The sequence below is a fragment of the Paenibacillus sp. Lou8.1 genome (assembly GCF_024213565.1).
Lineage (GTDB): Bacteria > Bacillota > Bacilli > Paenibacillales > Paenibacillaceae > Paenibacillus > Paenibacillus polymyxa_B.
On record NZ_JANAVN010000006.1, the window covers coordinates 1 to 12,549 of the forward strand.

Here is a 12,549-nt window from a genome sequence, read left to right on the forward strand (position 1 = left end):
CCAGAGACCAGAGCCTTATGATGTAAAGAAAAAGAAACCCACGTCTCAAAAGACGGGGTTTCTCGACAATCTGACGATCCGAGTAGGATCGTTTTTATCGCTGGATCATTCAAGCATTCATTTCATTAGGACTTTACATGTTTTTGCATTTGCTGTATAGCCGACTTCTCTAATCTTGAAACCTGGGCTTGAGAGATACCGATTTCGTCGGCAACCTCCATTTGCGTCTTTCCTTCATAAAAACGCATAGACAATATCATCTTTTCACGCTGGCCCAGGCGATGCATCGCTTCCCGCAGAGCGATTTCCTCAATCCATGAGACGTCTTTATTTCTGTCATCACTGATCTGATCCATCACATAGATTGGGTCGCCCCCGTCGTGATATATCGGCTCGAACAGCGAAACCGGATCCTGAATCGCATCCAACGCGAACACAACGTCTTCTTTAGGCACATTCAGTGCCTCTGAAATTTCAAAAATCGTTGGTTCCCGCGAGTTCAGATTCGTCAGACTGTCCCGCACCTGAAGCGCCTTATATGCAATATCCCGTAACGAACGAGACACACGGATCGGATTGTTATCCCGCAAATAACGGCGGATCTCTCCGATAATCATCGGCACCGCATAAGTGGAGAACTTTACGTTTTGCGAAAGGTCAAAATTATCAATCGCCTTCATTAGGCCGATACATCCTACCTGAAACAAATCGTCCACAAACTCTCCCCGATTGTTAAATCGTTGAATCACACTCAGGACGAGCCGGAGATTGCCATTGACCAATTTTTCTCTGGCTGATCGTTCATTATTTTGCTGAAGTGATGTGAACAACTCGCGCATTTCTGCATTGGTTAATACCGGCAGTTTGGCGGTATCCACACCGCAAATTTCCACTTTGTTTCGGGTCATCGTGTCTTACCTCCCAAGGAGCAACATTAATGTACATTATCTCCTGAGGGCATTTTTTTATTCGCCGTTTCCATCGCTTCCGGATATACCCATGCACTATACCATTTTATTAAATTCTTTTCGTAAGCGCTTTATAATCCGCTTTTCCAGACGCGAAATATACGATTGCGAGATACCCAACAGGTCAGCAACATCCTTCTGTGTCTTCTCCTCTCCGTCTTGTAAGCCGAAGCGCAACTCCATAATCAAACGCTCTCGATCCGTCAATTTATCCAGTGCCTTATGCAATAATTTACGGTCCACCTGCTCCTCAATATTACGGTAAATGGTATCATTTTCCGTGCCCATCACATCAGAAAGCAACAACTCATTACCATCCCAATCTATATTCAGAGGCTCATCAAAAGAAACTTCCGTTCTTGTTTTACTATTGCGACGCAGATACATCAGAATCTCATTCTCAATGCATCGAGAGGCGTATGTGGCAAGTTTGATTTTCTTCTCTGGATCAAAAGTGTTAACCGCTTTGATTAGTCCAATAGCACCGATGGATACGAGATCCTCAATGTTGATGCCCGTATTCTCAAATTTACGAGCAATATATACGACTAACCGCAAATTTCTTTCGATTAGCATCGACCGTACTGCCGCATCTCCAGAAGAAAGTTTTCCCAGCAAATATTCTTCTTCGTCTCTCGTCAGCGGTGGGGGGAGCGCCTCGCTGCCGCCAATATAATAAATTTCTTCACTTTTCAGCCCAAATAAAAATAAAATACGATAATATTGCAATTGCAATGCTAACCTAATTCTCATCTTCAATTTCATCTGTTCCCGCATATCATTCTCCCCCTCTTAAAAAGAGTGCTATTCCAGCTGTGCTCCGTCCATTTCACCATTGGATATTTCTCGTCGCCTTCAAACATCATTTTGTGTTTATGCTCCGTCATCCTGATTCTGTAAAATGCTCACCAATATGTGCTTCTTGTTTCTGGTTGGTATCAGCACTGCCCCCTTCTTGTGCCGTCACATCCGGGTGGATGATGGCGCGATACTTACCCTCTGCCGACAATGTCCCTCCGTCCAAGCCAATCAACACTCGATGATGTACAAAATGAACCCCATTCATCACCACCTCTACCCGGTCTGGTTTAAGGGCCAACATAAAGGAATGATTGCGGTTAATTCCACGATAGGGGACGAGGCGAACACGATCCTGCCAGCTAAACGGTTCGTCCCCCAGTTCCATCACCAGTTGGTCAGCATTACCCTCAGAACATTTTCGGAGCCAGGAGGCGGGCAAATGCGATTCCCACAAGGCCGCCTCCATGACCATCACCGGGGTTCGGGTCAAAGGATCATAGAGCTGATTACCTGTATCCAACAAGCCTGTACACTCAATATGATCCTGCCCAATCCATACCTGCACTTGTCCCAAAAACCCACTCATCCTTTCTGTGCGCTGCTTTGAGGACTGCACAATACGAAAGAAAAGCATCACTCCGCCAAATGCGCATAAAATAAACCAGAATGCGATTTTGAGTTCAAAGGACATTCCGCCCGAAGCGGTGTACCAGATGCCGTTAAACAATTCTCCCGTATTTTGAAGAAAATAATGCATCCCCAAAATGCCACCTGCAGCTACAAAGTTGATCATGTAAAAAGCACCCATTGTACGAAGATACTTTTGCATGCTGCCAAATCCAAAAGCCACCAGCAGCATTATGACCGATAATGCCAGTTTAATCAGGAACGTAAATAAAAAGGACAGTTCCGGCACAAACATCATGACGACATACATTGCGCCGATTCCAGCTGAAGTCATCAACCTCCACCACACTGGACGGATTTTTCTCATCCAAGCGGTGACCATCAGCAACACAGCATCAATGAACAAATTGGCCAAAAAAATCAAGTCGATATAAACAACCAAGGCTTCACCCGCCCAGCGTTTGCAGGATAGGATTAAGTATAGTAGTCATGCTGTTCAAAGTCTGTCTAACGGTGGGGACGGTGACCGACTAATTTTGTCGGAAAGAGGAGAAGCGCCTGAACTGCAGGACACGGAAAACAGAAAGAAGCCCGCATCTCCAGGGAGAATGCGGGCAATCCGAATTGAAACTAGTTATCGTTATTATTATTGCGCGAACGGTTACGTAAGAATGTAGGAATGTCTAATTGGTCACTGCTTTGAGTATTACCAAATGGACGCAAGTTAGGAGAGCCTTTCTCCGCCGATTCGGAAGTAGCCGGGTTGGCTGCCGGTTTACGTCCCGGTGCCGGTTGACTTGGCTTGCCTTCAAAGCCGGTGGCAATGACGGTAACCTTGATTTCTTCTTTCAACTCTTCGTCAATGATAGCACCGAAAATCATGTTTACTTCCGGATCGGAAGCCGATGTTACAATTTCAGCTGCCTCATTAACCTCATACAAGGACAGGTTGTTGCCGCCAGTGATGTTCATAATCACACCACGAGCACCTTCAATGGATGTCTCCAACAACGGGCTCATGATAGCCTTGCGTGCTGCTTCAGCCGCACGATTTTCACCAGTTGCTTCGCCAATCCCCATCAAAGCGGAGCCACGCTCCGTCATGATCGTCTTAACGTCAGCAAAGTCGAGGTTGATTAGACCCGGTACAGCGATCAAATCTGAAATACCTTGAACCGCCTGACGCAGAACATTGTCTGCTTCACGGAATGCTTCCAACATTGGGGTTTTCTTGTCCACAATTTCAAGCAAACGGTCATTCGGGATTACAATCAAAGTGTCTACTTTTTCTTTTAATCCTTCAATACCAAGTTCAGCTTGATTGGAACGCTTACGCCCTTCAAACGTGAATGGGCGGGTTACCACGCCTACAGTCAGCGCGCCGCATTCCTTGGCAATTTCAGCAATGACAGGAGCCGCTCCGGTTCCAGTACCGCCACCCATTCCCGCCGTTACGAATACCATATCCGCACCTTTGAGCGTATTCATAATGAGCTCACGCGACTCTTCAGCCGCTTTTTTACCCACATCGGGGTTAGCGCCGGCACCCAGTCCGCGGGTCAGCTTATCCCCAATTTGAAGCTTATGCTCAGACTTTGCTAAATGAAGTGCCTGGGCATCTGTATTGACTGTAATGAACTCCACACCCTGAACACCATTTTCGATCATTCGGTTAACCGCATTGCTGCCGCCGCCTCCGACGCCGATCACTTTAATTTGAGCCAAGCTCTCCATTTCAAAATCAAATTCCAACATACTATTCCATCTCCCCCTCAATGTGCATGGATGGCCCGTCCATGATTGGCATAATTAGCAATGAACGTTATATAAATTCACTGAACATATTTTTTAAGCGTTCAATCAACCCCTGCTTTTGCTCGCCTTCCGTGGCGGGACTACTGCTTTTGGTTCGGTTAGTCGGCTTCTTGGTACTTCCGCCACTGTTGCTAACGCTAGTCGATCTTCCGCGATAGTAACGAATAGCATTATGCAAGATTCCAACTCCGCTCGTGTAGCCCGGATCCCTTACACCGATAAAATCAGGTACGGCGATCCTTACGGAAGCGGCCAGTTCGCTTTGTGCCACCTGAAGTACACCAGGCATGGAGACGGTGCCTCCGGTAAGTATATAACCTCCCGGAAGCTCTGTGTAACCCAAGCGCTTAACTTCCGCCTGAATGAGTTGAAAAATTTCCTGCACTCTCGGCTCAATAATAGCAGCCAAATCCTGCTGGTTGAATTCCTTATCCACATTACTGCCGATACGCGTCACTTTAAAGACGACATCGGCTGCCGCATCATCATACCATGCGCAGCCGTATTTAAGCTTTACTTTTTCGGCTTGATCGGTAAGGGTTCTCAGTCCGTAGGCAATATCATTGGTTACAAATTCTCCACCAATCGGAAGTGTTGATGTGGCAACAATCGTTCCTTCCTGGAAAATGGCAACATTCGTAGATCCTGCACCAATATCCACCAGCACTGAACCCATCACCTTTTCATCCTTCGAAAGAGACAATTGTCCGGCTCCAAGAGGCAGCAAGACCAGATCTTTAATCCTCAAGCCGGCTTTCTCAACGCAGCGCAACAGATTATGTATCGGGGTCTTGCCTCCAGTAACAATCGTAGCCTCTACTTCGAGACGAACTCCAATCATACCGCGAGGGTCCTGAATGCCTTCAAGGCCATCCACGACATACTGCTTGGCTACCACGTCAATAATTTCTCTCTCCGGTGGTACGGCAATAACCTCAGCTGCCTTCAGTACACGCTCAATGTCCTCCTCACCGATTTCACGGTCCTCGTTGGACACGGCTACTACGCCATGACTATTTTGCAGGCCAATATGATTGCCTGAAATCCCCACATACACTTCTGTTATTTGAATACCAACCATGCGTTCTGCGTGATCCACGGCGTTACGGATTGATTGCACGGTTTGATCAATGTCTACAATTGCACCTTTGCGAATCCCTTCCGAGTCGGCAGATCCAACTCCAATAATATTAAAGGTTCCATTATTCATTTCCCCAATAATAGCCCGAACTTTGGATGTACCGATGTCCAAACTAACAATGATGTCATTGTTGCTCAAGTCTGTGGCACCTCCTGACTCCAAAATGAATTTCGTTCTTTAAACACACTCTGTACATATTCAACAAACTCCATGCTTTCCCTCTTTTTTCTACAAATTTTTTAGAAGCCAATTTATGGTTGCAGTCACATAAAAATTTGAAGAAAAAAGAAGGAGGCAAGTCTATTACCCATAAAATCAATTCTAGCATTTTTTCACATCACTGAGTAGTATCTTTTTCTTGGCCCTCTTCACTCGTATCCGGTTTGAACGGAACGTAGGAATCCGCCTCCAACATGGTGATCAAACCTGGATCTTCTGTTTCTAGCACCTGGTTCAAATAGCTGATTTTAGAATTCAGTAGAGAAACAGTTGTAATAACCTCAAACTGGGAACGTGTGTACATTTTGATGCGATCCGGAAAAGAAGGAATCGGTGCGGGAATGATTTCCGAAATATCGGCTGTCCATTCCCCCGGAATGCGCGATAAAGCATCACACAGCTTCGCTTTGTACGGATCATCAGATTTCCATTTAGTCAAAATAGGCTTCTCAACAGCTATTCCGCTACTTCCCACGCTCACGCTTGTCCCATTCGCTAGAATAGCACGAAGGCTCCCATCACTCTGCAACTCGTAAGCGACCGTAGCAAACTCTTTAATGTGAATAGCAATAATACCCGGAAACTGCTTGTCCACTGTGACTTGCTGTATCGATTGAATTTCCCGCAGCTTCTCAGAGATGTCGGATGAACTGACTCCGAAATACTGGTCTCCAACAGCCAGACCGCTTCGATTAAGAAGCTGATCTCGGGTCGAAAATACATTACCATCAAAACGAATTTCAGAAACCCGACTCAACGAAGAACGGAAAAAGAGAACAGCGAGCAGTACGATAAACAACAAAATGAGAAGAATAGCAATCTTCCGGCTTGTTCTTTTTTTCGTTCTGTTCTTTTTAAGAACAGGTATTTGAGCATTTGGCATAGCTTCTCTCCACAAAAGCCTTTTGTCCCCCCGTTAACGGAGGGACATTACAGGCATTAATTTACGAAATCCAGGTGCTCCGGCACCGGAGACTGACGGCTCATTCGGGCACCCAGTCCCTGGAAAAGACGTTCGATCCGGTCATACCCTCTGTCAATATGATGAACCTGCTCGACAATAGTACGTCCTTGAGCCGCTAGACCCGCTATGACCAGCGCTGCCCCTGCCCGCAGATCGGTAGCCTCTACCGTAGCCCCGTACAGACGAGAAACTCCTCTTATAAAAGCAGCATTTGCATCAATCGTAATATCAGCACCCATTACATTTAGTTCATCCACATGTTTGAATCGGCTTTCGAAGACGGTCTCTTTCATGACACTAAATCCGTCCGCCAAAGAAAGCAGAACCATGACCTGAGATTGCAAATCTGTCGGAAAAGACGGGTAAGGGGAGGTAACGATCCTCTCCACTGCTTTGGGACGACTCATACAACTTACGGTCATTATATCATTCAAGATGCCGATTTGAACACCAGCCCGCCTGAGGACGTGAATCAGAGCAGACAAGTGGGATGGATTGCAGTGGGTCAGCGACACACTTCCTCGTGTAGCTGCAGCTGCAATCATAACCGTTCCAGCTACTATGCGGTCAGGAATGACCTCATACGTACACGGATTGAGGCGACTGACCCCCGTGATTGTAATCGTGTCGGTTCCAGCACCAATAATGCGGGCTCCCATGGCATTCAAGAAGTTTTGTAGATCCTGAATCTCCGGTTCCCTCGCTGCATTGGTGATCGTTGTTCGTCCTTCAGCCAACGCAGCGGCCATCATAATATTTTCCGTTGCACCTACACTCGGGAAATCCATGTGGATGTCCGAGCCGATTAGCTTGTGGGCTCGAAACGTAATTTGCTCGTCTTTTTCCTCTATCTCTGCGCCAAGAGCTTTTAAGCCCTCTAGGTGAAGATCAATTTTGCGCTCGCCTATGGCGCAGCCTCCGGGCTGGTAAATGGAAACTTCTCCATATCTGGCGAGCAGCGGTCCCATCAGAAAGATAGATGAGCGCATTTGCTTCATCAAATCTTCCGGAATTTGGAACGTTCGGACGGACGACGTATCCACGTATACCGTTTCCTCTTCATGTCGGCATGTACAGCCGAGTCTTTCAAGGATGTGCAGCATGACCTTAATGTCTAAAAGATGGGGCACATTCCGAATTTCTACCTTACCTTGTGCAAGTAAGCTCGCTGCAAGAATAGGTAGTGCCGCATTTTTTGCCCCATGGATACGTATGGTGCCTGACAGGGGACGGCCTCCCTCAATCACCAATTTGTCCAATGTATCACCTCCGAGTTTACCGCTCACCCACTACGAAAACCTCCGGAACTAGCTTGATGCCGGTTTGAGATGATATTGTACTTTGAATATGCTTCATTAGGGTAAGCACGTCCTCTGCTGTCGCTTGACCGGTATTTACAATGAAATTGGCATGCTGTACAGATACCTCAGCGCCTCCCGCCTTCAAGCCCTTGAGACCTGCGCTCTCAATAAGACGAGCAGCATAGTCTCCTGGAGGATTACGGAACACGCTTCCTGCACAAGCTAACTGTAGCGGCTGGGTCAGCCGGCGGCGGTCTTTAAAAGCCGCAAGCGCTGATGAAATTTCCTCGCGATCGCCCCGCTTCATCCGAAACACTGCCTCTGTCACCATTCCACGTTGCTCATGTAACACGGAGTGACGATAGCTGAAATGCATATTGTCAGCATCGTACACAGCCAATTCCCCTGTATCCAGCACAATCTCAGCGGACTGGAATATTTGTGACACATCAGACCCATGGGCACCGGCGTTCATGTAGACAGCCCCACCGACTGATCCTGGGATACCACCAGCAAATTCAAGACCGGACAGGCCCTGCTTGCTGGCCATAACGCACAGTTTGACCAGTGAAACGCCTCCTCCAGCAACGATCTGTTCATTCTCAAAATGAACATAATCAAATCCTGGCCCCAGCTTGATCACAAGTCCCCGTATCCCTTTGTCAGAGACGAGCATGTTGGAGCCCCGCCCCAACTGCATCCAGGGAATTCCGTGCTCGCTAGCCAGCTTCAAAACTCTTGCCAGCTGCTCTTTGGTATCCGGGATGACAAGTGCATCCGCAGGGCCTCCAATCTTCCATGTCGTATATTTGGACAGCGGCTCATGCTCCAGCACTTTTCCGATATCATGCTCCGCTAATAATGGCATCCATTGCTGCATTGTACTGAAACCTCCTTGTTGCTTGCCCCGCATGGTTGTAAGGCTCTCACCTGACAACCGGCAGCCTGAGTGATGGTCACAATCTATAGGGTATCCTATGTAAATACCATCCGGTGTGTGACAACCGCCCAATTCTGCGCTGCAGACTACCTTTTATGGGCAAGACGTTCCATTTCTTTTACTAAAATATCTGCTGAGTCAGGCTTGCCGAGCGCAGACGCCGACTCTGCCATGCGACTTCGCCGTGCCTCATCCTTCATAATTCCCGCTATAGATTGAAACAGGGCCGGGCCACTCAGTTCCTTTTCTACAATCATGACGGATGCGCCTGCCTTTTCAAGTGTACGAGCATTAGCCTCCTGATGGTTATTCGTCACATTAGGTGATGGGATCAGAATGGACGGAATGCCCAAAGATGTGATCTCTGCCAAGAAGGACGCACCTGCGCGATTAACAATTAATGAGGTACAAGCCAGCACCTCTGGCATATTGTGAATATAGGGAAGCACATGTAGATGATTGGGCAATGAGCCGATCTGATTCCGTATGCTATCCAGCGTTTGCTCATAATAAGATTCACCGGTTACATATACAAAATGGACGTCTTTCAGTTGCGAAAGTTGCGGAGCCATTGCAATCATGGCGTCATTAATGGCCTTCGCTCCCCTGCTGCCACCGACCACAAGGACGACCGAACTGTTCATCGGAACCCCAATTGTAGCAAATCCCCGATCCCGGTTAGCCAAACGAACTGTTGTAGCACGCGGGTTCCCAGTGTACAGTACATTTTTAGCTTTGGGGAAAGCTCCTTCTGAGCCTTCAAAGCTAACAGCCACTGTATCCACATAGCGACTCAGAAATGTATTAGTCAATCCTGGAATTGCATTTTGCTCATGAATAATGCTGGGAATTCCCAACTTGGAAGCTGCATAAACGACGGGTCCGCATACATATCCCCCCGTGCCAATAACGACATCTGGCTTAAATTTCTTTAATAATGCTTTGGATCTGCGAACCCCTTTGAAAAAGCGCATGATCGTCTTTATATTTTCCACAGACAAGCTGCGACGAAATCCTGTGATATCAATAGCCTCAAATGGAATTTTTTCCTGAGGAACCAACTTGCTTTCGAGTCCTCGTTGACCGCCAATATATAAAAATTCAGCGTCCGGATCAATCTCTTCGCACTGTCTGGCTACGGCCAGCGCTGGATAAATATGCCCTCCGGTGCCGCCGCCGCTCAACACGACGCGCATAAACGTTCACCTCGCATAACGTGATAAATTTAGTAAAATGCCCAGAGCTGTTAGCATTAAGGTCAGAGAAGAACCTCCATAGCTGATTAAGGGCAGTGTTATTCCTGTCACCGGCATTAAACCGATAACGACACCAATATTAATGACGACCTGTACGGCGACCATTGCGACAATACCCACCGCAAGCAAACTGCCATAGGTATCGGGAATGGTTATAGCGACACGCATTCCTCTCCATACGAGAACCAAAAAGAGCCCCAGCACCGTCATTCCACCGATAAAGCCAAGCTCCTCCGCCAAAATGGAAAAAATAAAATCAGTTTGCGGCTCAGGAACGTAGCTATATTTTTGTCGACTCATGCCGAGTCCCAAGCCCGCCAGCCCGCCAGGACCAATCGCATATAGCGATTGAATAATTTGATAGCCTGCGCCAAGCGGATCGGACCAAGGGTCCAGAAAAGCGGTGATGCGCTGGAGTCGATAAGGCGCAGCTGCAATCAGTGCAGCAAACCCTGCTGCTCCCGACAGAGCCAGCAGACCGAGATGCTTCATACGCGCGCCTGCCGTAAATACGATGAGCATGGACGCTCCCATCATTACCGTGCCTGTGCCCAAATCGGGCTGGAGCATAATAAGCCCAAAAGCCAGTCCCATGAGTCCAAGCGGGGGCAACAGGCCGCGCGTAAAAGAGCTAATATCATAGTCAGGACGACTGAGCCAACGAGCGAGAAAAAGAATCATACCTAGCTTCATAAACTCGGAAGGCTGAATGCCGAAAGAGCTAATACCGAGCCAGCTTCGTGCCCCGCCTCTTACTACACCAATGCCGGGAATTAATACGGCAACCAGTAGCGCTAGACAGATCAACAACACGACCTTGGCATATTTCTGCCAGATCCGGTAGTCCGTTCTGGCAGTAAAGTACATCGCTACAAGGCCGAGCCCTGCAAACAGCAATTGCCGCTTTACAAAATAGTAGGAGTCCCCGTACTCGTGAAAAGCGAGGACGGCGCCCGCACTGTATACCATAACCATGCCGATGGCTAATAAGCTTACAATACAAACGAAAAGCCATAGATCCGGCGCTGGACGAGATTGCTTCATCAGGAGGCCACCCCTTGCATAAAAGTAGGGGCTTATCCAACCCCCCTACTTACAATTTATGCGCCGCCTCTTTAAAAATACGTCCACGCTCTTCATAGGATCGGAACATATCCCAGCTTGCACAGGCGGGTGAGAGTAATACTACATCTCCCATCTCAGCAAATTCAGCAGCCTTGTTCACAGCCTCCACGAGCGTAGCGGCGGCATCCTCCCCATTATCGACGACCTTGACATGCTCTATTCCGGCCTGCTGGGCCCGCTCAGCCAGCTTATGCCGTGTCTCACCCAAGAGCACAACGGCTTTTACACCTTCCTGCAAGGAAGGTACGAGCTCTGTATAATCAGAGCCGCGATCCAATCCTCCGGCAATGAGTACAATCGGTTGCTTAAAGGAAGATAAGGCCATCATTGTTGCTTTCGAATTGGTTGCTTTGGAATTATTGTAATAAGCTACACCAGCGTGTTCTAAAACATATTCGAGCCGATGTTCGACGCCGCGAAAAGTACTTAATGGTTCCGCCAAATTCGCTGGTTCTGCGCCTGCAGCAATGGCGATTGCGCAAGCAGCAAGAGCATTTTCTACGTTAAAACGACCCGGAAGTCCAATCTCAGCTACGCCTATAATGGGATGCAGCACACCATTTCCATCGCGGTATACGATGCTACGTTCAATATCATCCGTCACATCCGGTATGTATGGCGGGTCAGCGAACAACCCTTCCTGCAAACGTTCTGTCATAGAGAACGGAAGCAGCTTCGCTTTTATATAGGGTACGAGCTCCCGGCAGACGGGGTCATCCCAGTTCACCACCGCAGTATCCGCTGCCGTTTGATTGGCAAATAGACGCGCCTTGGATGCAACGTAGTCCTCCATGCCTCCGTGGTAGTCCAAATGGGTCTCAGCTACATTGAGCAGGCAGGCCACAGTGGGCTTGAAATCTTTTGTTCCTTTTAACTGAAAGCTGCTCAGCTCCACAACCATCCACTCGTCCGACTTGGCATCCACAGCCGCCTCACATACGGGCGTACCGATATTACCAGCCACGATTGGATTCATGCCGGATGCTTCCAACAGCTTGCCTACCCAAGTGGTCGTGGTCGTCTTTCCGTTGGAGCCAGTAATTCCGATGATCGGAGCTTTACATAGATGGTAGGCGACCTCAACCTCGGTCACGACCTCAATGCCGAGCTCGACAGCTTTCTGTACGGGAGGGGCCGTATAAGGAATCCCTGGATTTTTGACAACCAGCTTCACTCCAGGATGAATTAGCCCCTCTGGGTGACCCCCGCATAAAACGGAAATTCCCAAAGCCTCTAATTCAGAAGCTTCGGGACATTGTTCCCTATCTTTTTTATCATTGACTGTCAGCTTGGCTCCGGCCTGGTGCAGCACCTTGGCAACTTGCACGCCGCTTTTAGCCAGACCGATAATGACGACTTCCTGATCTCTGTATGCGTCTGGATGGTTCATTT

Annotated in this window: 11 protein-coding genes; all 11 read right to left on the reverse strand. The window is 48.1% G+C overall.

What is annotated here, in order from left to right; translation table 11 throughout:
* Positions 1-125: 125 nt before the first annotated feature.
* Entirely contained in the window at positions 126-908 is a 783-nt protein-coding gene (sigG, locus tag NLX78_RS09830; protein ID WP_007431182.1) for an RNA polymerase sporulation sigma factor SigG, read from the reverse strand.
* Between the two features lie 96 nt (positions 909-1,004).
* Complete coding sequence (gene sigE, locus NLX78_RS09835; RefSeq protein WP_254350270.1) at positions 1,005-1,745, reverse strand: RNA polymerase sporulation sigma factor SigE; 741 nt, start codon at positions 1,743-1,745, stop codon at positions 1,005-1,007.
* 106 nt (positions 1,746-1,851) lie between these two features.
* Positions 1,852-2,838 (reverse strand): sigma-E processing peptidase SpoIIGA, encoded by a 987-nt coding sequence (spoIIGA, locus tag NLX78_RS09840; protein WP_254350271.1) that lies wholly within the window; start codon positions 2,836-2,838, stop codon positions 1,852-1,854.
* A 188-nt stretch (positions 2,839-3,026) separates the two neighbouring features.
* A complete protein-coding gene (gene ftsZ, locus NLX78_RS09845) occupies positions 3,027-4,151 on the reverse strand; it encodes a cell division protein FtsZ (RefSeq protein ID WP_013311084.1) in 1,125 nt (374 codons plus the stop codon).
* 67 nt (positions 4,152-4,218) lie between these two features.
* Entirely contained in the window at positions 4,219-5,490 is a 1,272-nt protein-coding gene (gene ftsA / locus NLX78_RS09850) for a cell division protein FtsA (protein ID WP_250268825.1), read from the reverse strand.
* Between the two features lie 199 nt (positions 5,491-5,689).
* Positions 5,690-6,454: a cell division protein FtsQ/DivIB gene (locus tag NLX78_RS09855; protein ID WP_061828510.1), complete on the reverse strand. Its 765-nt coding sequence runs from the start codon at positions 6,452-6,454 to the stop codon at positions 5,690-5,692.
* Positions 6,455-6,510: 56 nt separating this feature from the next.
* Positions 6,511-7,821: a UDP-N-acetylglucosamine 1-carboxyvinyltransferase gene (gene murA, locus NLX78_RS09860; RefSeq protein WP_254350272.1), complete on the reverse strand. Its 1,311-nt coding sequence runs from the start codon at positions 7,819-7,821 to the stop codon at positions 6,511-6,513.
* Positions 7,811-8,716: a UDP-N-acetylmuramate dehydrogenase gene (gene murB / locus NLX78_RS09865; RefSeq protein WP_069289985.1), complete on the reverse strand. Its 906-nt coding sequence runs from the start codon at positions 8,714-8,716 to the stop codon at positions 7,811-7,813. Before murB ends, murA begins: the two co-directional genes overlap by 11 nt.
* Positions 8,717-8,862: 146 nt before the next feature.
* Positions 8,863-9,972, reverse strand: coding sequence for an undecaprenyldiphospho-muramoylpentapeptide beta-N-acetylglucosaminyltransferase (murG, locus tag NLX78_RS09870; RefSeq protein WP_061828512.1), 1,110 nt, complete (start codon positions 9,970-9,972; stop codon positions 8,863-8,865).
* 6 nt (positions 9,973-9,978) lie between these two features.
* Positions 9,979-11,076 carry a stage V sporulation protein E gene (gene spoVE, locus NLX78_RS09875; RefSeq protein ID WP_061828513.1) on the reverse strand — a complete coding sequence of 366 codons (1,098 nt, stop codon included), beginning with the start codon at positions 11,074-11,076 and terminating at the stop codon, positions 9,979-9,981.
* A gap of 49 nt (positions 11,077-11,125) precedes the next feature.
* On the reverse strand, positions 11,126-12,547 hold the full coding sequence (gene murD, locus NLX78_RS09880; protein WP_254350273.1) for a UDP-N-acetylmuramoyl-L-alanine--D-glutamate ligase: 1,422 nt from the start codon (positions 12,545-12,547) through the stop codon (positions 11,126-11,128).
* Between the last annotated feature and the right edge of the window lie 2 nt (positions 12,548-12,549).